Origin of the sequence: Paraburkholderia sp. GV068 (assembly GCF_003058125.1) — a bacterium.
In the GTDB taxonomy this organism is placed as follows: Bacteria; Pseudomonadota; Gammaproteobacteria; order Burkholderiales; family Burkholderiaceae; genus Paraburkholderia; species Paraburkholderia graminis.
The window spans coordinates 257,462-283,552 of record NZ_QBUB01000007.1 but is presented as its reverse complement, the minus strand read 5'-3'; the positions used below and the strand labels follow the sequence as shown (position 1 = coordinate 283,552).

The 26,091-nt window shown below is 64.1% G+C and carries 23 protein-coding genes and 1 pseudogene; 18 read left to right on the top strand and 6 right to left on the bottom strand.

Features of this window, described 5'->3' with window-relative positions; all coding sequences use genetic code 11:
• Nucleotides 1–8: 8 nt before the first annotated feature.
• A complete protein-coding gene (gene glgA / locus C8K18_RS17060) occupies nucleotides 9–1,469 on the bottom strand; it encodes a glycogen synthase GlgA (protein WP_107708440.1) in 1,461 nt (486 codons plus the stop codon).
• An 86-nt stretch (nucleotides 1,470–1,555) separates the two neighbouring features.
• Nucleotides 1,556–2,821, bottom strand: a complete 1,266-nt coding sequence (gene glgC / locus C8K18_RS17055) for a glucose-1-phosphate adenylyltransferase (RefSeq protein WP_107708438.1) — start codon at nucleotides 2,819–2,821, stop codon at nucleotides 1,556–1,558.
• 541 nt (nucleotides 2,822–3,362) lie between these two features.
• Between glgC and C8K18_RS17050 the strand changes: the two genes are divergently transcribed.
• Together C8K18_RS17050 and C8K18_RS17045 are read left to right on the top strand one after the other, a co-directional pair.
• Nucleotides 3,363–4,511, top strand: coding sequence for an alpha/beta fold hydrolase (locus tag C8K18_RS17050; RefSeq protein WP_107708528.1), 1,149 nt, complete (start codon nucleotides 3,363–3,365; stop codon nucleotides 4,509–4,511).
• Nucleotides 4,512–4,609: 98 nt separating this feature from the next.
• Nucleotides 4,610–5,119 (top strand): DUF2867 domain-containing protein, encoded by a 510-nt coding sequence (locus C8K18_RS17045; protein ID WP_107708437.1) that lies wholly within the window; start codon nucleotides 4,610–4,612, stop codon nucleotides 5,117–5,119.
• A gap of 87 nt (nucleotides 5,120–5,206) precedes the next feature.
• Here the strand turns inward: C8K18_RS17045 and C8K18_RS17040 are convergent, their stop codons facing one another.
• Both C8K18_RS17040 and C8K18_RS33735 read right to left on the bottom strand, forming a co-directional pair.
• Nucleotides 5,207–6,655 carry a sialidase family protein gene (locus tag C8K18_RS17040; protein ID WP_006051115.1) on the bottom strand — a complete coding sequence of 483 codons (1,449 nt, stop codon included), beginning with the start codon at nucleotides 6,653–6,655 and terminating at the stop codon, nucleotides 5,207–5,209.
• A gap of 240 nt (nucleotides 6,656–6,895) precedes the next feature.
• Nucleotides 6,896–7,213 (bottom strand): annotated as a pseudogene (locus tag C8K18_RS33735) (5'/3'-nucleotidase SurE); the annotation flags it as partial.
• Between the two features lie 175 nt (nucleotides 7,214–7,388).
• On the opposite strand from C8K18_RS33735, the gene C8K18_RS17030 reads away from it, so the two are divergent.
• From C8K18_RS17030 to C8K18_RS17005, 6 genes are all read left to right on the top strand, one after another.
• Complete coding sequence (locus tag C8K18_RS17030; RefSeq protein ID WP_107708434.1) at nucleotides 7,389–7,694, top strand: DUF4148 domain-containing protein; 306 nt, start codon at nucleotides 7,389–7,391, stop codon at nucleotides 7,692–7,694.
• Nucleotides 7,695–7,856: 162 nt separating this feature from the next.
• Nucleotides 7,857–8,546, top strand: a complete 690-nt coding sequence (locus C8K18_RS17025) for a type 1 glutamine amidotransferase domain-containing protein (RefSeq protein WP_107708526.1) — start codon at nucleotides 7,857–7,859, stop codon at nucleotides 8,544–8,546.
• 162 nt (nucleotides 8,547–8,708) lie between these two features.
• Nucleotides 8,709–9,866, top strand: a complete 1,158-nt coding sequence (locus tag C8K18_RS17020; RefSeq protein ID WP_107708432.1) for an alkene reductase — start codon at nucleotides 8,709–8,711, stop codon at nucleotides 9,864–9,866.
• A gap of 387 nt (nucleotides 9,867–10,253) precedes the next feature.
• Nucleotides 10,254–11,060 carry a helix-turn-helix transcriptional regulator gene (locus tag C8K18_RS17015; protein ID WP_029969150.1) on the top strand — a complete coding sequence of 269 codons (807 nt, stop codon included), beginning with the start codon at nucleotides 10,254–10,256 and terminating at the stop codon, nucleotides 11,058–11,060.
• 97 nt (nucleotides 11,061–11,157) lie between these two features.
• Nucleotides 11,158–12,561 (top strand): NAD-dependent succinate-semialdehyde dehydrogenase, encoded by a 1,404-nt coding sequence (locus C8K18_RS17010; protein ID WP_107708430.1) that lies wholly within the window; start codon nucleotides 11,158–11,160, stop codon nucleotides 12,559–12,561.
• A 165-nt stretch (nucleotides 12,562–12,726) separates the two neighbouring features.
• On the top strand, nucleotides 12,727–13,497 hold the full coding sequence (locus tag C8K18_RS17005) for an alpha/beta hydrolase (protein WP_107708428.1): 771 nt from the start codon (nucleotides 12,727–12,729) through the stop codon (nucleotides 13,495–13,497).
• A gap of 64 nt (nucleotides 13,498–13,561) precedes the next feature.
• Here the strand turns inward: C8K18_RS17005 and C8K18_RS17000 are convergent, their stop codons facing one another.
• Entirely contained in the window at nucleotides 13,562–14,557 is a 996-nt protein-coding gene (locus C8K18_RS17000) for an LLM class flavin-dependent oxidoreductase (protein WP_006051107.1), read from the bottom strand.
• Between the two features lie 316 nt (nucleotides 14,558–14,873).
• Between C8K18_RS17000 and C8K18_RS16995 the strand changes: the two genes are divergently transcribed.
• The 4 genes from C8K18_RS16995 (at nucleotide 14,874) to C8K18_RS16980 (ending at nucleotide 19,210) form a co-directional block, all read left to right on the top strand.
• Nucleotides 14,874–15,950 (top strand): LLM class flavin-dependent oxidoreductase, encoded by a 1,077-nt coding sequence (locus tag C8K18_RS16995; RefSeq protein ID WP_107708426.1) that lies wholly within the window; start codon nucleotides 14,874–14,876, stop codon nucleotides 15,948–15,950.
• 11 nt (nucleotides 15,951–15,961) lie between these two features.
• Nucleotides 15,962–16,810, top strand: coding sequence for a class II aldolase/adducin family protein (locus tag C8K18_RS16990; protein ID WP_244230978.1), 849 nt, complete (start codon nucleotides 15,962–15,964; stop codon nucleotides 16,808–16,810).
• A gap of 193 nt (nucleotides 16,811–17,003) precedes the next feature.
• Entirely contained in the window at nucleotides 17,004–17,612 is a 609-nt protein-coding gene (locus tag C8K18_RS16985; protein WP_107708522.1) for a cysteine dioxygenase, read from the top strand.
• A complete protein-coding gene (locus C8K18_RS16980; RefSeq protein ID WP_107708424.1) occupies nucleotides 17,609–19,210 on the top strand; it encodes a rhodanese-related sulfurtransferase in 1,602 nt (533 codons plus the stop codon). Before C8K18_RS16985 ends, C8K18_RS16980 begins: the two co-directional genes overlap by 4 nt.
• Here C8K18_RS16980 and C8K18_RS16975 read toward each other — a convergent pair.
• Nucleotides 19,198–20,163 carry a LysR family transcriptional regulator gene (locus tag C8K18_RS16975; protein ID WP_107708422.1) on the bottom strand — a complete coding sequence of 322 codons (966 nt, stop codon included), beginning with the start codon at nucleotides 20,161–20,163 and terminating at the stop codon, nucleotides 19,198–19,200. The two genes, C8K18_RS16980 and C8K18_RS16975, sit on opposite strands and share 13 nt — an antisense overlap.
• A 179-nt stretch (nucleotides 20,164–20,342) precedes the next feature.
• Between C8K18_RS16975 and C8K18_RS16970 the strand changes: the two genes are divergently transcribed.
• From C8K18_RS16970 to C8K18_RS16940, 6 genes are all read left to right on the top strand, one after another.
• On the top strand, nucleotides 20,343–21,320 hold the full coding sequence (locus tag C8K18_RS16970) for an ABC transporter substrate-binding protein (protein ID WP_107708420.1): 978 nt from the start codon (nucleotides 20,343–20,345) through the stop codon (nucleotides 21,318–21,320).
• Between the two features lie 611 nt (nucleotides 21,321–21,931).
• Nucleotides 21,932–22,483: an outer membrane protein assembly factor BamE gene (gene bamE / locus C8K18_RS16960; RefSeq protein ID WP_107708417.1), complete on the top strand. Its 552-nt coding sequence runs from the start codon at nucleotides 21,932–21,934 to the stop codon at nucleotides 22,481–22,483.
• Between the two features lie 47 nt (nucleotides 22,484–22,530).
• The gene (locus C8K18_RS16955; RefSeq protein WP_107708415.1) at nucleotides 22,531–23,484 is read left to right on the top strand and encodes a patatin-like phospholipase family protein; all 954 of its coding nucleotides are present in this window, start codon (nucleotides 22,531–22,533) and stop codon (nucleotides 23,482–23,484) included.
• A 325-nt stretch (nucleotides 23,485–23,809) separates the two neighbouring features.
• On the top strand, nucleotides 23,810–24,499 hold the full coding sequence (locus tag C8K18_RS16950) for an ABC transporter permease (protein WP_006051097.1): 690 nt from the start codon (nucleotides 23,810–23,812) through the stop codon (nucleotides 24,497–24,499).
• 4 nt (nucleotides 24,500–24,503) lie between these two features.
• Nucleotides 24,504–25,217, top strand: coding sequence for an ABC transporter permease (locus tag C8K18_RS16945; RefSeq protein WP_107708414.1), 714 nt, complete (start codon nucleotides 24,504–24,506; stop codon nucleotides 25,215–25,217).
• Between the two features lie 44 nt (nucleotides 25,218–25,261).
• Nucleotides 25,262–26,053 carry an ABC transporter ATP-binding protein gene (locus C8K18_RS16940; RefSeq protein WP_107708412.1) on the top strand — a complete coding sequence of 264 codons (792 nt, stop codon included), beginning with the start codon at nucleotides 25,262–25,264 and terminating at the stop codon, nucleotides 26,051–26,053.
• The last annotated feature ends 38 nt before the right edge of the window (nucleotides 26,054–26,091 follow it).

Here is a 26,091-nt window from a genome sequence, read left to right as displayed (position 1 = left end):
GGGCAGGATCAGGCAAGCTCGCGATAGAGCGCGAGATAGCGGTCCGCCGACGCGCCCCAGCCGAAATCCTGGCGCATCGCGCGGCGCTGCGCCGCCTTCCATTCGGTGCGCCGGCCGTGCAGCGCGAATGCACGGCGGATCGCGGCGGTCAGGCTGCGCGGCGTGAAGTCGTCGAACACGAAGCCGGTCGCGAGATCCTCGGCGAGATTTTCAAGCGATGCGTCCGCCACGGTGTCCGCGAGACCGCCCACGCGATGCACGAGCGGCAGCGATCCGTAAGCCAGCGCGTAAAGCTGCGTGAGACCGCACGGCTCGAAGCGCGACGGCACCGCGATCACGTCGCTGCCGGCGATGATCGTGTGCGCGAGTTTCTCGTCGAAGCCGAGTTCCACCGCGACCGATTCCGGGTGCGTCTGCGCGACGCGCTTCAGGCCGTTTTCGAGCGCTGGGTCGCCAGTGCCGAACACGACGAGCTGACCGCCGCGCTTGACGATCTCCGGCACGGTTTCGAGCAGCAGGTCGAGACCCTTCTGCTCGGTCAGGCGGCTCACCACGCCGAACAGCAGCGCATCGCTTTTCTGCGCGAGGCCGAAGCGTTTTTGCAACGCCTCCTTGCACGCGAGTTTGCCGGCGAGCCGCGTCGCGGTGTAGCGGTGCTCGAGGAGCGCGTCGTTCGCGGGGTTCCAGACCGTATAGTCGACGCCGTTCAGGATGCCGCACAGGTCATGCGCGCGGCTGCGCAGCAGGCCGTCGAGTCCGCCGCCTTGCGCGAGCGTTTGAATTTCGCGCGCGTACGTCGGGCTCACGGTCGTGATGCGGTCGCTGTAATAGAGCCCGGCCTTCAGAAACGACAGTTGTCCATAGAACTCGACGCCGCGCATGTTGAAGAAATCGTCCGGCAGGCCGAGCTGGCCGAACTGATGCGCGGGAAATACGCCCTGATACGCGAGGTTGTGCACGGTAAAGACGCTGCGCGCGGGCGGCCGGCCGTGCTGCCGTTCGGCCGCTTTCAGATAGGCGGCGGCGAGCCCCGCGTGCCAGTCGTGCGCGTGGACGATCTGCGGCGACCACGCCGGGTCGAGCTGCTGCGCGAGTTGCGCGGCGACCCAGCCGAGCAGCGCGAAACGCTGTGCGTTATCGCCGTAGGGTACGTGCTCGTCGTTCAGATACGGATTGCCTGGCCGGTCGTACAACGTGGCCGCCCGAATCATGTAGACGACGAGTCCGTTCGACGGCAACGTGCCCTGTTCGAGCGTCACGCCCGGCGCATCGAAGCGGCGGCCCAGTTGGGCGACCGGACGCAGATCGTGCAGGCCGGCCGCGACCGCGGGAAAGCCGGGCAGCAGCACGCGCACGTCGGCGCCGCGCTCGACCAGCGCGGACGGCAGCGCGCCCGCGACGTCGGCGAGACCGCCCGTTTTCAGGAGGGGATACAGCTCGCTGGCGACGTGTAGGGCGCGAATCGTCATAGGCTCGGTCTCGTTCCTTTAAAGATGTGGACGGTCGATGCTTGCGGGCTGCGCTGGGCCGCTGCGGACGGCCGCACCAGCGCTCATTAGTTCACGTCCTGCCGCAGCGCCTCGGGCGTGACGAGCACGACGCCGTCGTCGGTACGATAGAAACGTTCGGCGTCGCGCACCGGATCTTCGCCGATCACCGTGCCGTCCGGGATCGTGCAGCCGCGGTCCACGACCACCTTCTGCAAGCGGCAACTCGCGCCGACGGTGACCTGCGGCAACAAGACTGCCTCATTGATATTACAGAACGAACTCACCTTGACGTTCGACGACAACACCGAGCGCGAAATCTGCGAACCCGAGATCACGCAACCGCCGCACACGATCAGATTGTTGCCCGAGCCTTGCAGTCCCTTCAGGTCGCGCACGAACTTGGCGGGCGGCAGTTGCTCCTGGTAAGTCCAGATCGGCCAACTGCGGTCATAGAGGTCGAGCGTCGGGATCGTGGAGGCGAGGTCGAGATTGGCGGCCCAATAGGCGTCGATGGTGCCGACGTCGCGCCAGTACGGCTCGACGTTCGGGTCCGAGGACACGCACGACATGCTGAACGGATGCGCGATCGCGGTGCCTTGCGTGACGACGCGCGGCAGAATGTCCTTGCCGAAGTCGTGATCGGTATCGACGCTCGAGATGTTTTGTTCGAGCAACGCGTACAGGTAGTCGGCGTTGAACACGTAGATGCCCATGCTTGCGAGGGCGGTGTCGGGCCGGCCGGGAATCGCCGGCGGGTCGGCCGGTTTTTCGACGAAGCCGGTGACGCGGCGGTTTTCGTCGACGGCCATCACGCCGAAGGCCACCGCGTCCATGCGCGGCACTTCGATGCAGCCGACCGTGCAATCGGCGCCGCTCTCCGCGTGGTCCGCGATCATACGCGTGTAGTCCATCTTGTAGATGTGATCGCCCGCCAGCACGACGACATACTTTGGACGAATCGAGCGGATGATGTCGAGGTTCTGGAACACCGCGTCGGCCGTGCCGCGATACCAGTGCGCGCCTTCGACGCGCTGTTGCGCGGGCCACAGATCGATGAACTCGCCGAACTCGCCGCGCAGAAAACCCCAGCCGCGCTGCAGATGACGCAGCAGCGAGTGCGCCTTGTACTGCGTGACGACGGCGATGCGCCGGATGCCGGAGTTCAGGCAATTGGACAGCGCGAAGTCGATGATGCGGAATTTGCCGCCGAAATGCACCGCAGGCTTGACGCGTTTGTTGGTGAGCGGACCGAGCCGGGTGCCGCGTCCGCCGGCCAGTACGATGGCGAGAGTGGTGCGTTGCAGATCGTTCAACCGTGCCGGCGTATCCATGTCTGTCTCCTTTGTCGACCGCAGTTAGCGCTTTAGCGCTTACTGCGGTCCCATGTAATCGTTCCGTTGTGCCATGCAATGAATGCCTCGCTTACTTCCCCGATGCGGCTGGTCGATCGCTTCTACATTGATTCGCGTTTGATTCGCTTTTGATTCGCGTATTGCGGCTGCTGCGCTGGCGAGCCCGTCCTGTAGTTCTAGCACTGAATGGCCTCGCGCGGGCGACGTTTCTCGGCTGCGAGCCGCCGACGCGCCCAACTGCGAACCTTCGGCCGAGGCGCGCCGACGCTCCGTGCGCCACGGCACATAGCGAGCGAGGTTCCGTGCGCAATATGCGTGCCACGCGATGTGCCGCACGGCGCGGCGTATCACAGCGCCTCGTGGAGAAGCGGGCTGTGTGCGTGACGCTGCGCGGTCGCGGTGGGCGTCGTAGAATCGTCCGCGATTGCGCGGCATGTCGGCGGCCGCTTGCGGCGAACTTTTAATGTGCGCTGGCAGCCGCCTCCATCCGCATCCTTTTCCCGGCTTCTTCGATAGAAAAATGTCCATCAGCTTTCGCCGTCTTTCATTGCTTGCAACGTTGAGCGCCGCCGCATTCGGCGCCGCGCCGGTCACGGTTTGTGCCGCATCTGCGGCTTCTGCCGAAACGCTGGCGACGGGCTCGGTCGGCGCGTCGTCGACCGTATCCACAGCCGCTTCAACCAGCGGCGCATCCGAAACCACTGCAGCCGGCGGCAATGCCGGCCCGGCCTACGGCCCCGAGTTGCAGGGCTTCACCTATCCCGAACCTGTCGGCCAATACGGCTTCACTTCGCAGGGCGTCGCGCTGCACATGGCCTACATGGACGTCAAACCGGCGCACGCGAACGGCCGCACTGTCGTCCTTCTGCACGGCAAGAACTTTTGCGGGGCGACGTGGGAGGCGACGATGCATCGTCTGAGCGAAGCGGGTTATCGCGTGATCGCGCCGGATCAGATCGGCTTTTGCAAGTCGAGCAAACCGGAGCACTATCAGTACAGTTTCCAGCAGCTCGCGCGCAATACTCATGCGCTGCTCGAGTCGCTCGGTGTGAAAGACGCGACCGTCGTCGGACATTCGACGGGCGGCATGCTCGCCGTTCGCTATGCGCTGATGTATCCGCGTGAGACGCAGCAACTGGTGCTCGTCAATCCGATCGGGCTCGAGGACTGGAAGGCGAAGGGCGTGCCGTCGCTGTCGGTGGACGACTGGTATCGGCGCGAACTGAAGACCAGCGCGGACGGCATTCGCCGCTACGAGCAGTCGACGTACTATGCCGGCCAATGGCGCGCCGATTACGAACCGTGGGTGCAGATGCTCGCGGGCATGTACCGGGGGCCGGGCAAGCAGATCGTCGCGTGGAATTCGGCGTTGCTATACGACATGATTTATACGCAGCCGGTGGTCTACGAGTTCGGGCAGTTGAGCATGCCGACGCTGTTGCTGATCGGGCAGAAGGACACGACCGCGATTGGCAAGGACGCGGCTTCACCCGAAGTGCGCGCGAAGATCGGTCATTATCCGGAGTTGGGGAAGGCCGCGGCGAAAGCGATTCCGCATGCGACGCTGGTTGAGTTCGCTGACCTGGGCCACGCGCCGCAGATGCAGGACCCGGATGCGTTTCATAAGGCGCTGCTGGATGGGTTGGCGGCGGTGCAGGGGAGTCGGTGAGGGTTTAAACGGCTCTTTGTCTCGAGATCGTGCTTCTATTTTGCTAACCGGCAGCGGCTCGACTGCTGCACACCATGAACCAACCCCGGAGTACGACCTTGACCAAAGCGCGCGCCGTACCCATGCCTGGCAACAGCGTACTCGCGCCGCTCTACGCGGGCGCGGATCTTTTGGACGCCTTTGCAATCCGACTGCCCGCGGGGGCCAGCGATGATCTTGAGGTGTTGGCACGCGCCGCGTTCGAGCGGCAGGCGTGGTGGATTCGTGCGCTCACGCGTGTCCGCGATCTGACGATGGCGACGGTCGGCGTCAAATCGTCTCTCGACGTCGGTCTTGCCGCAGCGGCGCGTGGGCCGGTTATCGGCTACTTGCCGCTGCTGTCGAAGAGCGCGTCGGAGCTGGTAGTCGGCGCGGATGACCGGCATCTGGACTTCCGCGCGACCATCCAACTACGCGGCGACGCGGCAAACGGGCGAGAACTGCTCGCGGCCACGGTGGTGCATTGCCACAACAGACTCGGGCGAATCTATCTTGCGACGATCGCGCCGTTTCATCGCGCGATTGTGCGGGCCAATCTGGAACGGGCAGTAAGAGCAATGAGAAGCTAAGCGTCTCGCTCGCAGTACCCGCGTTTGTCCTTCTTGGCTCGCAGCGCGAAGTCCGCACTGCGAGCCAACCACTCCCACGCAAAACCGTTACGGCTGAGGCTGAGCAAACACATCAGTGCGATTGCCGAGGTTCCCCGAGTTCGTCTGCACGAAGAACGGCACGAAGCTCGAGCCGATCGCGGCCAACCCCTGATAATCCCCGACGAAGAAGCCCTCGGCATCGGGCGCGGTCTTGAGATCGAATGCGCCCGCCACGTGTGTTTCATTGGCGAACGTCGCTCCCTTGTCCGTCGATGTCGTCTGCCAGATATCCGTCGGTAACGTCGTGGTGTTGCCATCCGCCAGATTGCGGAAATCGTAGTACGTCACTGCAACGGTCCCCGACGAATTGACGTTGATGCTCGGATTGAATGCCGGCCGTCCCGTGGGCGTATTAACGCGGATTGGTGCGCTCCAGGTGCTGCCGCCGTCTTTTGAAGTAGACAGCGCGATCTCATCGTAGAGCCCGCCATTGAAGCGGGAATCCTGCCAGACGACATACAGTTGCCCTGTCTTCGGATCGATCGCGGGCTCGGGAATGATGTCTCCCGAACGCACCGCTTCGCCGGTGTTCGGATCGAACACCGATACGGTCTGCAAACCCGAGATGATTTTCGGCTTCGTCCACGTTGCGCCGTCGTCGGTCGATTTGATGAACGCCACCTTGCCGGCCGCTTTCGAAAACGGCGGAGAGATAAGGTCGAAGAAGTCATAGAGCGTTCCGTTCTGCGAGTTGACGACGATCTGGTTGCCGATCGTCTGTTGCCGGGAAGGCACCGTCACGATCACGGATGGCGGACTCCATGTCAGGCCGCCATCGGATGTCTTCGAGAACATCGATGGTCCCCGGAAGGCGGCCGTGTGCGTGTTGGCGTACGGATTGCCGTTCGGCAATTCGAGCCGGTCCCACACGGCATAGGCGACGCCTGCCTTGATCGGATTGGCCGTCACCGATTCCTTGTCGTTGAAGAATTGCAAGGTCGGTTCGTTGTTGGCGATGATGGTGCGCGGGTTTGCCCAGGTCAGGCCGCCGTCCTTCGAAACCGAAGCGAGCACCGCGTTGCTGTTGTTGGATTGGTTGAAGGAGATCGACACGGCGTACGCGGTTCCATCGGGGCCGATCGACACCCACGGATCGGACGCGCGCTCGTAATCAGTCCCGCCCGCGCATGCGGTGAAAGGCAGTGCAGCCGGCGTGGCCCATGTCAAACCGCCATCGAATGATGGGCGGGCAACCAGGCCGTGTGCGCCGCCGTTGTCCCATCGGTCCTGCTGCCATACGCCGATCAGGTTCGACGGATTTTTCGGGTTCGTGGCGACCCACGGCTCGACTTCGGCATTCACATAGTTCGTGCCGGGGCCGCCGATGGTGCAAGTGGCAAAAAGGCTGGGGCCGGACACGAGGACGGGCGCGGCCCGACTGGTCGGAATGATTGCGGCGAGTACAAGAGCGAGCGGAACGCTGCTCAGAAATGCACGGGGCTTGTTGCAACGCATGGAAGGCTCCTTCTCCATTGCGACCTGTAGCAGCCCACGGTAGCGCGCCGGCAGTTGCGAAAGAAGTGGAGTGGCGTTGCACCTTCGCCGGAAGTCTTAACGATGGCATCGTCGGCGCGCCTTGTTTCCGCCATTATTCGCTCGCCATACTCACTACCGCTTCAACTGCCACAGACCGCGAGCGCTGATCACCGCCAGCGCGTCGGTCACAGTTTCACTACGCAAGATCAAGTGGTTTTCTCACGCATCGGAAAACGTCGTCACGGTATGAGCGGACGCTTTGCGAAGACCGTCTTTTGTCAGATGCGTGGATTGGACTTTAGGTCGCGGCAACGGACGTTGCGGGAATTTTTTGTAACGATTGAAAGCGATACACATTCTTGTTTGTCGTTTCGGTCCGCACCTGCTCACGAGCATCACGATGCAATCGCCGGGCGTGCGTTGCACGCCGAAGCGCCGCTGCCCGTGACGCGAAATGCGCAGCGGCGAATGCAGGCTTATGGAATGCGACGTTCCGCTCTGGTCGTGTACGGGTGCGACGACCCAGACTTCGTGTGCCTTCCAACTCCACGATGCTCCTGCCTGTGACCCTCACTCATAGGATCACAAGACGCCTTCTTGCCTCGGTTTCGTTTGCTTAAAGTGACACCACTGCAGCAGCTTTCCTTCTGTCCCACTGCTGCAAGCACAGTTACTTCGCCACTTTATTCAACGACAACCTTTGGAAGAAATCATGAAATCGCTCATCAATGCTGTTGCAGTCGCCGCCGCCCTTGCCATCCCCGCAGCATCGTTCGCTCAGTCGAACGATCAGGTCACCCGCGCGCAGGTTCGCCATGAACTGGCGCAACTCCAGAAGGCTGGATACCGTGCTGGCCAAGGCGATCAAGCGTTCTATCCGGCTCAAATCGAGGCCGCCACCGCACGTGTGGCTGCGGAGGAAAAGTCCGCGAGCGGCTTCGGCGGTGCAAACAGCGGTTCCTCCGCCAGTGGCGCACCGGCGACCAACGGCGTCCGCTCTCTGTATTCCGGCCGTTGATTCAACGCTGCGAACGATGTCACGACGAAATGAACGGACCTTGCTGCGCCCTAACCGATTGCAGAGGCGAAGCACTGACTACATAGCCGTGTCGTCATGACAGCGTTGCCGGCAATTCGCAACTCAAATTCGCAACTCACCTATCACGCATTGGAGAACGACATGAAAGTACTGATGGTTTTGACCTCGCACGATCAATTGGGCAACACCGGCCGCAAGACCGGCTTCTGGCTGGAAGAACTCGCGGCGCCTTACTACACGTTCAAGGACGCGGGCGCCGAGATCGTGCTGGCCTCGCCGCAGGGCGGCCAGCCGCCGCTCGATCCGAAAAGCAACGAGCCGGCCAATCAGACCGACCAGACACACCGCTTTGAAAACGACGCGGCGGCCAAAGCGCAACTCGCGGCAACCGTGCGCCTCGACAGCGTCTCGCAGGCGGACTTCGACACGGTGTTCTATCCCGGCGGCCACGGCCCGTTGTGGGACCTGGCCGAAGACTCGCATTCGATCGCGCTGATCCAGTCGTTCATCGCCGCCGGCAAACCCGTTGCACTCGTGTGTCATGCACCGGGCGTACTGCGCCACGTCACCACGGCGGACGGCAAGCCGCTGGTCGAAGGCAAGAAGGTGACGGGCTTCACGAATTCGGAAGAAGCCGCGGTGGGCCTCACCGAGATCGTGCCGTTCCTCGTTGAAGACGAACTGAAGGCCAAGGGCGGCATTTATTCGAAGACCGTCGACTGGGCTCCGTATGTAGTCACCGACGGCCTGCTCATTACCGGACAAAACCCGGCTTCGTCGTCCTCCGCTGCCGCCGTTCTGATGCAGCACCCGGCGCTCGCCGCGCAATAAAAGCCGCCTGTCTGCCGACGCGCGTTGCCTTCGGGCAAGCGCGCGGCGTTTTCACCAGAGAGCCAGTTAGCTGATCGCGCAGGATCGCCATGATCGCGCGCAGCCGGCTCGATCGAGCCCGTCGCAACGTGCGACCTGGGTCCATTCGGGAGCGAAAAGAACATGGAATATCCTTCACTCTTCACGCCGCTCAAGCTCGGGCGGCACATCTTGCGCAACCGTATCGTGCTGCCGCCGCTGACGCGCCAGAGAGCCGCCCAGCCCGGCGACATACCGGCCGCATCGAGCGCGCTCTATTACGGCCAGCGCGCGGGCGCGGGCTTCATGGTCAGCGAGGGAACGCAGATCGAACCGCGCGGTCAGGGCTACGCGTGGACGCCCGGCATCTACAGCGACGAACAGGTCGAAGGCTGGGCTCGCGTGACCGACGCGGTGCACGCCGAAGGCGGCGTGATCTTCGCGCAGTTGTGGCATGTGGGCCGCGTCTCGCATACCGCGTTGCAGCCCTACGGCGCAGCGCCGGTTGCACCTTCGGCGATCGCGGCACAGAAGGTCAAGGCGTTCATCGAGACCGGTCCCGGCACCGGCACGCTGGTCGAGCCTTCGGTGCCACGCGAGTTGAGCGTCGCCGAGATCGGCGAGTTAGTCGGGCACTACGCAAAGGCAGCGCAGAACGCGCTGCGTGCGGGCTTCGACGGTGTCGAGATTCACGCGGCCAATGGCTACCTCGTGAATCAGTTCATCTCGGCACACTCGAACAAACGTGAGGACGAGTACGGCGGCTCGCTGCATAACCGCTTGCGCTTTCTGCGCGAAATCGTCGGGGCGGTCGCCGCGGTGGTCGGGCCTGCACGGCTGGGCGTGCGCTTCACGCCGTTGTTCACGAGCACCGATCAGGATCGCGTGTACATCGGGCTCGTCGAAGACGATCCTCATCGCACGTATATCGAGGCAATCAAGGTGCTGGAAGCTGCCGGTGCGGCCTATGTGTCAATAGCGGAAGCCGACTGGGATAACGCACCCGATCTGCCGGCGGCGTTTCGCGAGGAAGTCCGCCGGGTGTTCAGCGGCCGCATCATCTATGCGGGTCGCTACACGGCCGAGCGCGGCGCGCGCCTGATCGAAGCGAACCTTGCGGACCTGATTGCATTCGGCCGCCCGTACATCGCGAACCCGGATCTGCCTGAGCGCATCGCGAACGGCTGGCCGCTCAATGCCCTGAATCCGGCAACGTTGTATGGCGGGGGGGACGAAGGACTCACGGACTATCCGGCCTACGCGGAATCGTTATCCGTTCAGGCAGACGAGGTGATCGCATGAGCAAGGGATCGAAGCGGGCCGTCGCCTGTGCGATCGGGCAGCCCGACGACGTCGACATCGACGAGATCGTGCTTCGTCCCACGAGCCGTCCCACGAGCCAGGAGTTCTGAGCGAACGTTGACTCACACTTTCCAGCGACAGGGCCACGCGCAAGATATTGTGCGTGGCCATCACGCAAATGCGGCGCTTCATACGAGAGCGGTTTCGACGCGTTCGTATGAAGTGCCGCTAGTCGTCGTGGCACAACCTGGACATTTTGCCGTGATAGTGTTCGCATTCCCGGTCGAGCAAGGCATGCCCGGGCCGTCAGTTGGCTGGTCGTAAGCTGCCTCGCGACGATGCCCGGCACGTCCGCCCGCCTGCCCATTCGCCGTTAACCGAGACACTATGTCCAGAAGACCCTCTGCCGAGCAGCGACGCGAACTTGGCGCGTTTCTTTCAAGCCGCCGCGGCCGCCTGCAACCTGCCGAATTCGGCCTGCCCGACGGCCCCCGCCGTACCCCCGGCCTGCGCCGCGAAGAGGTCGCCGTACTCGCGGGCGTCAGCGTTAGCTGGTACACCTGGCTCGAACAGGGCCGCGACATTCAACCGTCCGCCGATGCGCTGCGCAGAATCTCGCGCGTGCTCAAGCTCGACACCGTGGAGTCGGCGCATCTGTTCGCGCTTTCATCGCGCGAGCTTTCGCAGGTAGCAACCGGCAGCGGCGTCACCGAAGGCCTCGAACGACTGGTTCGCTCGATCAACGTTCCGGCCTATGTCCGCAACACGCGGCTCGACATTCTGGCGTGGAACGATGCCATTGCCGACCTGTTCGTCGACTATGGATCGCTGGAGCCGCACGAGCGCAATACGTTGCGTCTGCTGTTTCTCTACAAGCCTTATCGCACGCTGATTCTCGACTGGGAGCAGATGACGCGCGGCATGATCTCCGCGTTCCGCGCCGCGCGCGCGCAGGCGCCGGACAAGGCGCCGTTCGATAGCCTCATCGACGAGCTCACGGAACTGAGCCCCGAGTTCAGCGACTGGTGGCAGGACACCGAGGTCAAAGGTTTCGATGAAGGCGACAAACGGCTTCGTCATCCAGCCGGCGGCCACATCGAATTCACTTACGTTGCGTTGACGCCCACCGGCAGACCGGACCTGTCGCTCGTGACTTACATTCCCCGGCACTCTGCCAGTGAGTCCGACTCATAGGATCACAAGACGCCTTCTTGACCCGCCCCGGTTTGCATAAAGTGACACCACTGCAGCGACTTTCCACTGCTCGTCACTTCACTCAATCGAGGCAAACATGTCGAACCTGAACCTTCCCACCGCCATCGGCGCAACGTCGCGCAATCCCGCAACCGGCGAGTTCATCGCGCACTATCCGTTTCAGACCGCCGACGAAGTCGAGCGCATGCTGGAGGACAACGCCGCGGCCTACCGGCTGTGGCGCGCGACGCCCATGGCTGTGCGCGTGGAAACTTACCGCCGCCTGGCCGCGACGTTGCGCGAGCGCTCGGAAGCGTTGGCCGCGCTGATTACTCAGGAGATGGGCAAGACGCTCGCCGCCGCACGAGCCGAAGTCGCAAAATGCGCCAGCGCGATCGACTGGATCGCCGAGCATGGTCCCGCTTTCCTCGCCGACGAACCGGCGCCTGTCGAAGGCGACGATCAGGTGCATGTCTCCTATCTGCCGATTGGCTCCATTCTCGCCGTGATGCCATGGAATTTTCCGTTGTGGCAGGTGATTCGCGCATCGGGTCCGATCATGCTCTCGGGCAACGGCTTCATCCTCAAGCATGCCGCCAATGTGATGGGCTCGGCGTACGCGTTGCAGGATGCTTATGAAGCCGCCGGCTTCCCGGTCGGACTCTTCGCCAACCTGAATGCCGATAACGAAACCGTGGCCCACGTGATCGAAGATCCGCGCGTTGCCGCCGTCACGCTGACCGGCAGCATGCGGGCCGGGTCCGCCGTCGCATCCACGGCGGGCCGGGCGCTAAAGAAGACGCTGCTGGAACTCGGCGGCGCCGACGCCTTCATCGTCTTGGCCGATGCGAACATCGATCTGGCCGTGAAAGCGGCCATCGAGGCCCGCTTTCAGAACGCCGGCCAGGTTTGTCTCGCAGCCAAGCGGTTCATTGTCGAGCGACCCGTTGCAGAAGAGTTCACGCGCAAGTTCGTGGCCGCCGCGCGTCAGGTCGTGGCGGGCGATCCGCACGATCCGGCAAGCACCATCGGGCCGATGGCGCGCGCCGACTTGCGCGACGAGCTGCACGGGCAGGTGCAACGCACCATCGAAGCAGGCGCGACGCTGCTGCTCGGAGGCAGCAAGGTGGAAGGCGCCGGGAATTACTACGCGCCGACCGTGCTCGCGGATGTCGCCCCCGGCATGGCTGCTTTCGACGAAGAAACCTTTGGCCCGGTCGCCGCAATCACCGTTGCCGACGACGCCGAGCACGCTATCGAACTTGCCAACACGAGCGACTACGGTCTCGGCGGCAGCCTGTGGACGCGCGACGTCGCCCGTGCGCAGCGAATCGCGCGCCGGCTGGAAACGGGCGGCGTCTTTATCAACGGCTTCTCCGCTTCGAATCCGCGCATTCCGGTGGGCGGGGTCAAGAAGAGCGGATACGGCCGTGAACTGTCGCACTTCGGTCTGCGCGAGTTCACCAACGCTCAGGCGGTGTGGGCCAAGACCGTCGATTGATCCGACGTTCCCCGGTTCGCCCGATCACCTCGCGTATCGTTAAGGCATCCAAAACATTCGCGCAGGCTTTCGCATGACCCGTACGCTAACGGGTCATCGGCGGCAGCCTGCAAGCTGAACCATTGCAACCAATTGTCCAATCATCGTTAGCTTCTGGAGTCGAAAATGAAAACCATCAACAAGATTCGCCGTTTGGCCGCAGCCTTGACCATTGGCGCCGGCGCATTCGCCACGCAGTTCGCCGAAGCCGCACCTGTCAAGAACATCGTCCTGGTTCACGGCTATTTCGCCGACGGCTCAGGCTGGCAAGCCGTGTCGAAGATCCTCACGCGGGACGGCTATAACGTCTCGGTGGTTCAGGAGCCGGAGACCTCGTTCAAGGAAGACGTCGCGGCGACTACGCGTATCGTCGATGCGCAGGACGGCCCGACAATCCTCGTCGGCCATAGTTATGGCGGAGCGGTGATTACCGAGGCGGGCAACAATGCGCGCGTGGCGGGCCTCGTCTACATCGCCGCGTTCGAACCGGATGCGGGCGAAAGCCTCAAGGACCTGACGACGAAAATGCCTGCCGCGACAAAAGCCATCAAGGCAACCGACGATGGCCACCTCTACTTCGACGCAGAGCACTTCAGAGCCGACTTCGCTGCCGACGTACCCGCCGCGGAGGCCGCATTCATGGCGAGTTCGCAGGTCATGCCGGCGCATGAGTCGTTCACCGCGCCGGTGAGCCAGCCGGCATGGAAAACGAAGCCGAGCTGGGCCGTCGTGGCGACTCAGGACCGAACCGTGAATCCCGATCTCGAACGTTGGATGGCGAGCCGCGCGAAGAGCACGGTCGTGGAGGTTCCGTCGAGCCATGTCGCCTATCTGTCGCATCCGGCAGAAGTCGCCCGGGTGATCGAGCGGGCGGCCACTGCAACGGGCAGCCGCTGAGGAACCGACCAAAGCAAAACGGCGGCGCATCGACGCACCGCCGTCTTCATACACCTCGAAAGCCTCACTTCCCCCCAGCCATTTCCTCCCAAATCTCCGCCCCAATCTCAAACGACCGCAACCGCGCCTCATGATCATAGATCTGCGCGGTGAGCATCAACTCATCGGCGCCGGTCTGTTCGATGATCGACTTCAAGCCCTCGCGCACCGCATCGCGATCGCCGATCGCCGTGCACGCGAGCGAATGCGCGACCGAATTCAGTTCCATTTCCGAAGCCGCAACCCGGTCCACCGGCGGCTGCAATTGCCCCGGCGTGCCACGCCGCAAATTGATGAACTGCTGCTGAAGCGACGTGAAAAGCCGCCGCGCTTCTTCATTGGTGTCGGCTGCGAACAGATTCACGCCGACCATCGCATACGGCTTGTCGAGCGTCTCCGACGGACGGAATTGCGCGCGATAAACCTGCAACGCCGTCAGCATGTAATCCGGCGCGAAGTGCGACGCGAATGCAAACGGCAAGCCGAGCGCCGCCGCAAGCTGCGCGCTGAAAAGCGACGACCCGAGCAGCCACAGCGGCACATGCAAGCCCGCGCCGGGCACCGCGCGAATGCGCTGGCCGGCGACCGGGTCCGCGAAATAACGCTGCAATTCGGCGACGTCGTCGGGGAACGAGTCCGCGCTGTTTTGCAGGTCACGGCGCAGCGCGCGCGCCGTGCTTTGGTCGGTGCCGGGCGCGCGTCCGAGTCCCAGGTCGATGCGGCCGGGATAAAGCGATTCGAGCGTGCCGAACTGTTCGGCGATCACGAGCGGCGCGTGATTCGGCAGCATTACGCCGCCCGAACCAACGCGGATCGTCTTCGTGCCGCCCGCCACATAGCCGATCACGACCGAAGTGGCCGCGCTCGCAATGCCGGTCATGTTGTGATGCTCGGCAAGCCAGAAGCGGCGGTAGTTCCACCGCTCGGCGTGCTGCGCGAGATCGAGCGTGTTCCTGAAGGCGTCCGCTGGCGTGGCGCCCGCGATGACCGGCGAAAGGTCGAGGACCGAAAAAGGGATCATTGTCTGTTGGCTTGCTGTTTCTGGCGCTTTCACGCGATGGGGCATTCTCGCAAAGCTTCCGGCTTTCTGCTGGCGACGCCCGCATGTCCACGTTTGCGAAAGGGTTTGTCGGCGGCATCATGGGCACTGAACCGCCGCAACGCTTTCCCCGGCACCTCTGCCGTTACATGCAAGTTCGATATAGATATGGCCGATCAATATTTAACAAGCGCATGACGGCCTGCTACCGTGAACGCCTCGAACAATGCACTGCCATTGCATTCGGCCCGCAACGCCGCGGCCTCGCCGGGCAGCAATCATTCATGGAGGCACTCGCGTGTCCATCGAATTCATCGGCATGATCCAGACTCGCAAGGTATCGGAAACGCACGCGCCGCAAGGGCCGGTTATCGATGTCGGCTATCTCGAACAGTTCGCGCGCGCGCATGAAGCGGCGGGCTTCGACCGCATTCTCGTGCCGCATCATTCGACGAGCCCCGATGCATTGCTCACCGTCGCGCACGCCGCGAGCGTGACGAGCAACGTGCACTTCATGCTCGCGCATCGTCCGGGCTTCGTGGCGCCGACGCTCGCCGCGCGGCAACTGGCGACGCTCGATCATTATTCGCGCGGCCGTCTCGCGGTGCACATCATCTCGGGCGGCGACGACGCGGAGCAACGCCGCGACGGCGACTTCCTCTCGCACGACGAACGCTACGCGCGCACGGACGAGTATCTGCAGATCCTGCGCCGTCTCTGGACAGAAGCGAAGCCGTTCGATCACCACGGCCAGTACTATCGTTTCGAACAAGGCTTCTCGGAAGTGAAGCCGGTTCAGCAGCCGCATATACCGGTGTATTTCGGCGGCGCGTCGGTGCCCGCACTCGAAATCGCTGGACGTCATGCGGATGTCTACGCGCTATGGGGCGAGTCGAAGGCGCAAGTGCGCGAGCAGGTGACGCGCGTGCGTGCCGAGGCCGCGAAGCACGGGCGCACCGTGCGCTTTTCCGTGTCGTTCAGGCCGATCCTCGCCGCGACAGAAAGCGCGGCATGGGAGCGCGCCGAGCGCATCCTCGCCGAGACGAAGCGGCTGCGCGCGCTGCAAGGACTCGGCGTGGGCGGCCCCGCGCAAAGCGAAGGCGCGCGGCGCTTGCTCGCGGCATCGGGCGAATCGGATCGCGCCGACGAGCGCTTGTGGACCGGCATCGCGAAGGAAATCGGCGGACGTTCGAATTCGACGGCGCTCGTCGGCACGCCGCAACAGGTCGCCGACACGCTCGCCGAGTACTACGCGCTCGGCGTCACGACCTTCCTCGTGCGCGGCTTCGATCCGCTCGAAGACGCCATCGACTATGGCCGCGAACTGATTCCCGCAACACGCGAACGCGTGGCGCGCGTTGCGCTGGCCGCGTGAACGGAGCCGCGATGACCGACCTTTCTCACGCGCATCCACGGGCTGACGAAGCACGTTCGCCGGCCAGCACGCTCTCGACCCTGCAACGCCACGCGCCGCTGCGCAAATTCTGGTTCGACGACGTGCCGCCGCGCACGGATCTCGCCGCCGAGCGCCGTTATCGCCAGGAGCGGCTTGCCGTCGCGTTTCGTCTCTTTGCGCGCTACGGCTTCGATCAGGGGCTCGCCGGTCACATTACCGCACGCGATCCGGAATGGACCGATCACTTCTGGGTCAATCCGTTCGGCAAGCATTTCAGCCGCATCCGCGTGTCGGATCTGCTGCTCGTGAATGCGCAAGGCGAGATCGTGGTGGGCGACGGGCCCGTGAATCAGGCGGCGTTTGCGATTCATGCGGCGATTCACGAGGCGCGTCCCGATGTCATCGCGGCGGCGCACACGCATTCGCTGTACGGCAAGGCGTGGTCCACGCTGGGCCGCACGCTCGATCCGCTGACGCAGGATTCGTGCGCGTTCTACGAGGACCACGCGCTGTTCGACGATTTTCGCGGCGTCGTGCTCGATACCGGCGAAGGCTCGCGCATCGCGGCGTCGCTCGGCACGCACAAGGCGGTGATCCTCAAGAACCACGGCATTCTCACGGCAGGTCCGAGCGTCGAGGCGGCCGCGTGGTGGTACATCGCGCTCGATAACGCGTGTCATGCACAACTGCTCGCCGAAGCGGCCGGCACGCCGCAACGTATCCCGCACGACGTTGCCAAGCTCACGCACGAGCAGGTGGGCCGCGCGAATGGCGCATTGTTCGCGTTTCAGAGCCTGCTGGAAGGGCTCGTCGAAGCGGAGCCCGACGTGCTGAATTGAAGCGCGCGTACGCATGCCACGCGCAGCGTTTCTTCGCGAGACGCTGCGCGCCACGTCGTGCAGGCGGCAGCCGTTCGCGGTCGATGTTGCACCGCTTTGGGCCGCCGCTGCCGCGCGATGCTCTCTCGATGTGCGTAAAAGACGAAGAGAACTCGCGCGCATCAATCTTCGGACCTATCCTTCAATGTTAGCGATGACCCAGACCCTGCGGCCGGACCGGCTGCGCACGTTCGTCGGCCAGATCGCGGCGCTCGTCGACGGCGACACGCCCGAAGCGGCGCTGCTCGACGCCGGCGCGACCGCGCTGCGTGAACTGATCGCTCACGACGACTGGCTGCCCGACGCATTCGCGCGGCCCGATCCCGAGCGCTATCAGCAGTACCTGTTGCACGCGGACTCGCGGCAGCGCTTTTCGGTCGTCAGTTTCGTGTGGGGGCCGGGGCAGGCGACGCCGGTTCACGACCACACGGTTTGGGGCTTGATCGGCGTGCTGCGTGGCGCGGAAATTGCGCAGCGTTACCGTGTCGCGGCGCACGGCGAAGTCGTCGCCGAGGGCGCCCCCGAGCGCCTTGGCGCGGGCGCCGTGGATGCCGTGTCGCCACGCATCGGCGATATTCATCGCGTGAGCAACGCATTTAGTGACCGTACGTCGATCAGCATTCACGTGTACGGTGGAAATATCGGCGCAGTGAACCGCTCGGTGTACCCGGGCGGCGCCCGTCGAAAAAAGTTTGTGTCCGGCTACTCGAACGACGTGTTGCCGAACATCTGGAATGTGTCGAAGGAGTCTCCGATCCCATGACTTTCGTGAAAGATTTTCGTACCCGATCTTATGCAGACGTGCGCCGCGCACTGCTCGAACGCGAGGAAATCGCGCTCGTCGATGTGCGCGAGGAAGATCCGCACGCGCGCAGTCATCCGCTCTTTGCCGCGAATCTGCCGCTGTCGCGGCTCGAACTCGATGCACCGGTGCGCTTGCCGCGCCGCGACGTGCCGATCGTCGTGCTCGACGACGGCGAAGGGCTCGCCGCGCGCGCCGCTGAACGTTTCGAAAGCCTCGGCTATAGCGACGTCGCGCTGCTCGAAGGCGGCCTGCAAGGCTGGCGCAAAGCCGGCGGCGAGTTGTTCCAGGACGTCAACGTGCCGAGCAAGGCGTTCGGCGAACTGGTCGAAAGCGTGCGCCACACGCCGTCGCTCCCGGCACAGCAGGTGCAGGCGCTGCTCGACCGCGAAGAGAACATGGTCGTGCTCGACGCGCGCCGTTTCGATGAATACCAGACCATGAACATTCCCGGCAGCATCAGCGTGCCGGGGGCGGAACTCGTGCTGCGCGCGCGCGAACTGGCGCCGGACCCGGCCACGCGGATCATCGTCAATTGCGCGGGGCGCACGCGCAGCATCATCGGCGCGCAGTCGCTGATCAACGCGGGTTTGCCGAACCCGGTTGCCGCGCTGCGCAACGGCACCATCGGCTGGACGCTCGCGGGGCAGCCGCTCGCGCACGGCAGTTCGCGGCGGCCAGGTCCCGTCGTCGACGACGCGTTGCGTCTCATCGCAGCCGATGGCGCGCGCGCCGTCGCCGACCGTGCGAAAGTGGGCCGCACGTCACGCGATGAAGCGCGCCGCTGGGCCGACGAAGCGGTGCGCACCGTGTACCGCTTCGACGTACGCACGCCGGAGGAATACGAAGCGGGCCACGTGCCGGGCTTTCGTTCTGCGCCAGGCGGCCAGCTTGTGCAGGAAACCGAAATGTTCGCGCCGGTGCGCGGCGCACGCGTGATTCTCGCGGACAGCGACGGCGTGCGCGCGAACATGACCGCGTCGTGGCTCGCGCAGATGAACATCGAGGTCTATGTGGTCGACGGTTTGACGGCCGCCGACTTCGCGGAAAAGGGCGCGGCGCCCGCGGCGCGCCTGGCCCCGCAGCCGCCCGACGCCGATGAAATCGCCCCGGCCGAACTGGCCGCGCTGCTTCAGTCGCCGGGCACGGTGGTGCTCGACTTCACGAGCAGCGCGAACTACGTGAAGCGCCACATACCGGGCGCGTGGTTCGTGATCCGCAGCCAGCTCGAGACGGCATTGCACAAGCTGCCGGACGCGCGCCGCTATGTGCTGACGTGCGGCAGCAGTCTGCTCGCGCGCTTCGCCGCGCCCGACGTGGCGGCGCTCGCCGGCAAGCCGGTGCAGGTGCTGACGGGCGGCACGGCGGCGTGGATCGAAGCGGGCCTGCCGGTGGAAAGCGGCGAGACGCGGCTGGCGTCACCGCGCATCGACCGTTACCGGCGTCCTTATGAGGGCACCGATAACGCGCGCGAAGCGATGAATGCCTATCTCGAGTGGGAATACGGGCTCGTCGCGCAACTGGCTCGCGACGGCACGCATGGTTTTCATGTGATCTGACGGGGTTCGGCGGATCGCGGGGACAGGGACGGCGACTGACGACGCGCGCCCGCGGCTGCGCGCGTGTCCTTGAATTGCCGCGCGATCGCCGCGCCGAACCGCTCCACCGGCTGCTGCAATTTGCCGAGCGCGCGCGGCTGCACGAGCCAGATGTCGATGAGCGGCTTGAAGTCGCTGACCGACACCACGTCGAGCCTGTCGGCATAGGCGCTCGCATTGAAGAGCGGCAGCGGCACGAGCCCAAGACCATGACCGTCCGCCACGAGTTGCAACTGCAACTCCGTGCCGAGCGTTTCCAGATTCAGCTTGAGCGCGAGACCGAGACCCGTCAGCGCGCGTTGCAGACCGTCGCGGAAGCCGCAGCCGTCCGGATTCAACACCCAGCCAATCGACTGACACTGCGCGAGCGTATGCGCGCGTTTCGTGAGCAAACCCTTGCGCGCGACCACTGCGAGTTTGATGCGGCCGAGCGAGCGCGCCGACAGCGTGTCGTCGAAGGTTTTGTTGGCCGGGAGCAGGATCGCGGCGACATCCAGTTCGCCGTCTTGCAGCCGTTCGAGCAACTGGCCGCCCCAGCCGGTCGACGCGCGCGCCTGCAAATCGGGGTAGGCGTCTTTCACCGCCCGCAGCGCGTCGCCGAGCGCGACGTCGGCGATGGTCTGCGCGACGCCCACGCGCAGCGTGCCGGTGGGCGGCGTGTCGGTCGCGACCATTTCGCGCAGCACGTCGAGTTCGCGCTGAATCGCGCGGCATTGCTCGTAGACGATCCGGCCGGTCGCGGTCGCCTTCAGCGGACGCGTGTTGCGGTCGAGCAATTCGACGCCGAGCGCTTCCTCGAAATTCTGCAGACGGCGCGTGATGGCCGGTTGCGTGAGCCCGAGCGAGAGCGCCGCCTGCTGCAGCGACTGACAGCGAATAACGGTGACGTAGGCGTCGATTTCGTCGATCTTCATGATGAGCGATGAGGTGGTTCGTGCGCCCGATGATACCTGCATCGCTGTTCCCGCATACTTTGCAAGCAACAAAAATTCGCATATTTGCTTAGCACGATAATGCGTTTGTCTTATACAAGACGCTCGCTTATCGTCGTCGAATCTATTGCTCGACACCTTCCTGGAACGTCATCCTCATCATGTCTTTTGCGATTTTCTCCGTCGTGCCTCGGGCACTTGTCAAACCGCTTGCCGCAATTATCGTGGCCATTCCCGCGATGTTGGTGTTCTGCGCGATGCCCGCCGCCGCGGCCGACTTACCCGTGCTCAAGGTCGGCGATCAGTCGTTGCAGACGCGCGGCATTCTCGAAGCGTCCGGCCAACTGAAAGACCTGCCGTACAAGATCGAATGGTTCAATTTTCCGGCAGCGCAGCCGCTTGGCGAAGCATTGAACGCGGGCGCGGTGGACGTCGGCGGCCTCGGCGACGCGCCGCTCGTTTTCGCGCTCGCAGCGGGCGCGCGGGTGAGGGCGGTCGCCGCGACGCGCTCGAATCCGCTCGATCTGGCGATCGTCGTCGGTCCGCATTCGCCGCTCACGGACGTCGCGGGTCTGAAGGGCAAGCGTCTCGCGACGACGCGCGGCTCCATCGGCCACTATCTCGCGCTCGCCGCGCTGAAAAAGGCCAACCTGTCCGCAAGCGACGTCGCGTTCGTGTTCCTCGCGCCCGCCGACGCCAAGGCCGCGCTCGCGTCCGGCAGCGTCGACGCGTGGTCGGTGTGGGACCCGTACACGGCGCTCGGCGAGTCGCGCGATCACGACCGCATCATCGCGAACGGCGTGGGTTTGTCGGAAGGGCTCAGCTATCAGGTCGCGACCGAGGCCGCGATTGCCGGCAAACGCGCGCAATTGGCGGACTTCCTGCGGCGCGTGGCGATCGGCCAGCGCTGGGCGCTCACGCATCCCGACGAAGTCGCGGCGATGCAATCGCGCGTCACGGGCTTGCCCACCGATGTGTTGAAGACGGTCTATCAGCGCGGCCAGGTGCATCCGGTCGCAATCGACGATACGGTCGTGGCCGCGCAGCAGCGCACCGCGGACACCTACGAAGCGGCCAACGTGATTCGCGCGCATCTGGATGTGCGTGCAAGTTTCGACCGCAGTTTCCCGTTGCCCTGACCGCGTCCCGCGGTGCCACTGACAGCGCCGCGAAATCCTCTGCAAATTCGGTGTAAACGCGCTCTCGTCTAGCGCTTCCAATCCCGTTAGATTAACGTCACTTGGAAGGCTTATTGAGGGGACCAGGGCGGCCAGTCAAGCAGCGGTTCGCCACTTCCGGCGATGGCGCAAGGTGTACGGCCAAGGCCGTTCATCGCCGCGCCGGAACGGACCGCTGCGCGTCGTCCTTCACGCGGTTTTCGCACATCTTCAAGACCGGCGTACTGACCGTACCCGCCGTCACGACCATCGCTTCACTGCCGTCCGGCATGGGCGACGCTTTGCACAGCGTCGCCTTTTTGCTTTCTGTTGCGTCTGTTGCGCTTTGCAATAATTGGCGCGCAGAGGGCGTCATCGTCGGAAAAGCGCTTTACGTCCTGCATTTTTCGCCTGCGAGGCCGGTTTCGCCGTGTCTTTGCGCGCCGTGTGCGCGCTCGCGGTTTTTGCGTCACGCGGTTATCCTGTAGCGCGCCCTAAGGAACGTCCAGCGGATGTCGAGCGGGAAATCCAGCGGGGAATCACTACACGACCGATGCGGTCATTCGCGTCCGCATCGCTACAGGAAATTTGCTGTGAGCCTGAAACTGCCTCTTGTCGCCATGCTGGCTGCATGCCTCGTGGTCACCGCGTGCGACGACCAACAGAGCGAGCACGCCGTGCAAAAAATCAAGGACCTGTTTAACGCCGTCAAGCCCGACGCGCTGCTGCTCAAGGACATGACGCCGGGCGTCACGACCGAAGCGCAGATCCGCGAGCAGATGGGCAAGCCCGAAACCGAACGCACCTTTACGGACGGCTCGAAGCGCTTCGAGTATCCACGTGGTCCGCAAGGTATGAATACGTACATGGTGGACATTGACCGGGACGGTAAACTGCAATCCATCACGCAAGTGCTGACCGCGGCGAACTTCGGCAAGATCCGCATCGGCATGAGCGAGGACGAAGTGCGGCGGCTGCTCGGCAAACCGGGTCAGGTCGCGGTGTTTCCGCTCAAGCCGGAAACGGTGTGGAGCTGGAAGTGGCGCGAGGGCGGCGTGACGGAAGAAGGCATTTTCAACGTGCACTTCGACCAGAATCACACGGTGTACACGACATCGCGTTCGGACGTCATGCGCGGGCGCTAGAAACGCTGTAAACAACGAGAAGCAGACGAAGAAAGACGGGGGGCATCATGATACGTCGACGTCGATACAGCCGTATCGGGCTGGTGTTGGGAGGCGGCGCCGCGCGCGGCTGGGCGCATATCGGCGCGATCCGCGCGCTGCACGACGCGGGCATCAAGCCCGACGTGGTATGCGGCACGTCGATTGGCGCGCTGGTCGGCGCCGTCTATGCGAACGGCGATCTGGACTGGCTCGAGGAGTGGGTGTCGCGGCTCACGTGGCAGACGGTCGTGCGCCTGCTCGACTTGCGTTTGTCCGGCGGTCTGCTTGGCGGGCGCAAGGTGATCCAGTTATTCGCCGACAAATTCAACGGCCGGTCCATCGCGCAACTGAACATGCCGTTCGCCGCCGTCGCCACCGAACTCGACACCGGCCGCGAAGGCTGGCTGCAGGACGGCAGCGTGGTCGACGCGGTGCGTGCGTCGATTGCGATTCCCGGCATTTTCACGCCGGTTTGGCACAACGGCGTATGGCTCGTCGACGGCGGGTTGAGCAATCCGGTGCCGGTGTCGGTCGCGCGCGGCATGCGGGCCGACTGCGTGATTGCCGTCGATCTGAACAACGACATTCTCAACGGACGCGATTTCGGCGGCGCGGTCGTGGACACGCCCGCCATCGATCCGAACGCACCGACGCCCGTTTCGATGCGCCGCAACGGCAAGCCCTGGCCGCGCTGGCTCGCGCCCGCCGAAGAGCGCGCGACCGACGACGTGCGCGTGCCGCCCGCGCCGAGCGCGCGCGTGCCGTCCATGCTGAGTTCGATCGCGCAAAGCATCGACATCATGCAGGTGCGGATCACGCGCAGCCGCCTCGCGGGCGAGCCCGCGGACATCCTGATCCAGCCGCGCCTGGGCGGCATGGGCATCTTCGATTTTCATCGCGCGGCGCCGGCCATCGAGGAAGGGCGCGCGGCGGTCGAATACATGCTGCCCGCGATCCGCGCGCGGCTCGGCATGGACTAGCGGCGGCCCGCTCCTGGTCTTCGCACGGCCGCGCTTCGCCTTGCGCGAAGCGCGCGCCGTCTATCGAAAAAGCGACCTCAAACTTGCTAAATCGCGGCGGCGCGTCCGCGCCACGCTGGTGACTGCATCCCGCCGCGTCCCCCAACACCAAGCGCCGCGAGCCGCCCGGCGCTTTCCGCGTACCCTGTTGCGGCGCAGCAAACTTTGCGTCGGCCTTTGAGAAATTAATTTTCGCTTGGGAGACTCCGCGCCATGCCTGATGAGCCGGGGTCCGACGAGCCGGCTGCATCGAGGCGTTCTCAAACCAAACTGGATGGAGACACGCGTGGTGCTATACGGCTTTGGTCCGGTCCTGCTGGCCGGCACGATCCAGACGGTCGAACTGTCGGTGCTGTCGCTCGCGGCCGCCGTGCTGCTCGGCCTCGCGGGCGCGGCGGCGAAACTCTCCCTCAACCGGCCGTTGCGCGCGCTCGCCACCGGCTACACGACCTTGATCCGCTCGGTGCCCGACCTCGTGCTGATGCTGCTGCTTTTCTACAGCATCCAGATCGCGGTCAACAATCTGACCGACGCGCTCGATGTGGCGCAGTTCGACATCGACCCATTCGTCGCCGGCGTGCTGACGCTCGGCTTCATTTACGGCGCGTATTTCACCGAGACGTTTCGCGGCGCGTTTCTCGCCGTGCCGCGCGGCCAGCTCGAAGCGGGCAGCGCCTACGGCATGAGCGGCGTGCGCGTGTTCGCGCGCATTCTCTTTCCGCAGATGATGCGTTTCGCGCTGCCCGGCATCGGCAACAACTGGCAGGTGCTGGTGAAAGCGACGGCGCTGGTGTCGATCATCGGTCTCGCGGATGTCGTCAAGGCCGCGCAGGACGCGGGCAAAAGCACCTTCAACATGTTCTTCTTCATCCTGATCGCGGCGCTCATCTATCTCGCGCTGACGACCGTCTCGAACCTCGCGCTGATCTGGCTGGAACGCCGCTATTCGATCGGCGTCCGGCACGCGGAGCTTTAAGACCATGATCGACATTCTCAACGACTTCTGGCGCGCGTTTCTCTACTGGGACGGCCAGCGCATGTCCGGCCTCGCGGTCACGTTGTGGCTGCTGGTCGTGTCCGTCGGCATCGGCTTTTGTCTTGCGATTCCGCTCGCGGTCGCGCGCGTGTCGAAAAAGCGCTGGCTGTCGACGCCCGTGCGTCTCTACACGTATGTATTTCGCGGCACGCCGCTGTACGTGCAACTGCTGCTTATCTACACCGGCATGTACAGCCTCGAATTCGTGCGTTCGCATGAACTGCTGGATGCGTTTTTCCGCAGCGGCTTTCACTGCGCGATTCTCGCTTTCGCGCTGAACACCTGCGCGTACACCACGGAGATCTTCGCCGGCGCGATTCGTTCGACCTCGCATGGCGAAGTGGAAGCGGCCCGTGCCTATGGCATGAGCTGGTTCACGATGTACCGCCGCATTGTGATACCGTCCGCGCTGCGCCGCGCCTTGCCGTTGTACAGTAACGAAGTGATCCTGATGCTGCACGCGACCACCGTCGCGTTCACGGCTACCGTGCCGGATATCCTGAAGGTGGCGCGCGACGCGAATTCGGCAACCTATCGTTCGTTCGACGCATTCGGCCTCGCGGCGTTGATCTACCTCGTGGTGTCGTTTGCTCTCGTCGCGCTGTTCCGCCGCGCCGAGCGTCACTGGCTCGGTTATCTGGCGGTCCGCACGCATTGAGCGCGCCGTCGCAAGTTCGATCGTATTTTCAAAGGGAGAGCACCTTGCTCCACACCACGCAAACCCAGGCTTGCAAGCTCGCCGTGCAGGACATCCACAAGCGCTACGGCGACAACGAAGTGCTCAAGGGCGTGTCGCTGAACGCGAACAAGGGCGACGTGATCAGCATCATCGGCGCGAGCGGTTCGGGCAAGAGCACCTTCCTGCGCTGCATTAATTTTCTCGAGCGGCCGAACGCGGGGCAGATTGTCGTCGACGGCGAAGCGGTCAAGACGAAGGCCGACCGCGCGGGCAATCTCGAAGTCGCGGATCACAAGCAGTTGCAACGCATTCGCACGAAACTCGCGATGGTGTTCCAGCACTTCAATTTGTGGGCGCATATGAACGTGATCGAGAACGTCGTCGAGGCGCCGATTCACGTGCTCGGCCTGCCGCGTCGCGAAGCCGAAGAGCGCGCGCGCGAATATCTCGAGAAGGTGGGCCTCGCGCCGCGCGTCGAAAAACAGTATCCGGCGCATCTGTCCGGCGGTCAGCAGCAGCGCGTGGCGATTGCCCGCGCGCTCGCGATGAATCCCGATGTGATGCTGTTCGACGAGCCGACTTCGGCGCTCGATCCCGAACTCGTCGGCGAAGTGTTGAAGGTCATGCAGAAGCTCGCGGAAGAAGGGCGCACGATGATCGTCGTCACCCACGAAATGGGTTTTGCGCGCAACGTGTCGAACCATGTGATGTTCCTGCATCAAGGCCGCACGGAAGAAGAAGGCTTGCCCGCCGAAGTGCTGAGCGCGCCGCGCAGCGAGCGGCTCAAGCAGTTCCTCTCCGGCAGCCTGAAGTAACGCGCGCCGCGTCCGCCCGTTCGCCCGCTCGCCGCGTT

What these genes read in the sequence shown, in the direction of transcription:
- C8K18_RS16975 (WP_107708422.1), bottom strand. Translation starts at nt 20,163, where the DNA reads ATGAAGATCGACGAAATCGACGCCTACGTCACCGTTATTCGCTGTCAG.
- C8K18_RS17005 (WP_107708428.1), top strand. Translation starts at nt 12,727, where the DNA reads ATGAAAACCATCAACAAGATTCGCCGTTTGGCCGCAGCCTTGACCATT.
- glgC (WP_107708438.1), bottom strand. Translation starts at nt 2,821, where the DNA reads ATGGATACGCCGGCACGGTTGAACGATCTGCAACGCACCACTCTCGCC.
- C8K18_RS16955 (WP_107708415.1), top strand. Translation starts at nt 22,531, where the DNA reads ATGATACGTCGACGTCGATACAGCCGTATCGGGCTGGTGTTGGGAGGC.
- C8K18_RS16990 (WP_244230978.1), top strand. Translation starts at nt 15,962, where the DNA reads ATGACCGACCTTTCTCACGCGCATCCACGGGCTGACGAAGCACGTTCG.
- C8K18_RS17040 (WP_006051115.1), bottom strand. Translation starts at nt 6,655, where the DNA reads ATGCGTTGCAACAAGCCCCGTGCATTTCTGAGCAGCGTTCCGCTCGCT.
- C8K18_RS17020 (WP_107708432.1), top strand. Translation starts at nt 8,709, where the DNA reads ATGGAATATCCTTCACTCTTCACGCCGCTCAAGCTCGGGCGGCACATC.
- glgA (WP_107708440.1), bottom strand. Translation starts at nt 1,469, where the DNA reads ATGACGATTCGCGCCCTACACGTCGCCAGCGAGCTGTATCCCCTCCTG.
- C8K18_RS16985 (WP_107708522.1), top strand. Translation starts at nt 17,004, where the DNA reads ATGACCCAGACCCTGCGGCCGGACCGGCTGCGCACGTTCGTCGGCCAG.
- C8K18_RS17015 (WP_029969150.1), top strand. Translation starts at nt 10,254, where the DNA reads ATGTCCAGAAGACCCTCTGCCGAGCAGCGACGCGAACTTGGCGCGTTT.
- C8K18_RS17000 (WP_006051107.1), bottom strand. Translation starts at nt 14,557, where the DNA reads ATGATCCCTTTTTCGGTCCTCGACCTTTCGCCGGTCATCGCGGGCGCC.
- C8K18_RS17025 (WP_107708526.1), top strand. Translation starts at nt 7,857, where the DNA reads ATGAAAGTACTGATGGTTTTGACCTCGCACGATCAATTGGGCAACACC.
- C8K18_RS17030 (WP_107708434.1), top strand. Translation starts at nt 7,389, where the DNA reads ATGAAATCGCTCATCAATGCTGTTGCAGTCGCCGCCGCCCTTGCCATC.
- C8K18_RS17010 (WP_107708430.1), top strand. Translation starts at nt 11,158, where the DNA reads ATGTCGAACCTGAACCTTCCCACCGCCATCGGCGCAACGTCGCGCAAT.
- C8K18_RS16945 (WP_107708414.1), top strand. Translation starts at nt 24,504, where the DNA reads ATGATCGACATTCTCAACGACTTCTGGCGCGCGTTTCTCTACTGGGAC.
- C8K18_RS17050 (WP_107708528.1), top strand. Translation starts at nt 3,363, where the DNA reads ATGTCCATCAGCTTTCGCCGTCTTTCATTGCTTGCAACGTTGAGCGCC.
- C8K18_RS16970 (WP_107708420.1), top strand. Translation starts at nt 20,343, where the DNA reads ATGTCTTTTGCGATTTTCTCCGTCGTGCCTCGGGCACTTGTCAAACCG.
- C8K18_RS16980 (WP_107708424.1), top strand. Translation starts at nt 17,609, where the DNA reads ATGACTTTCGTGAAAGATTTTCGTACCCGATCTTATGCAGACGTGCGC.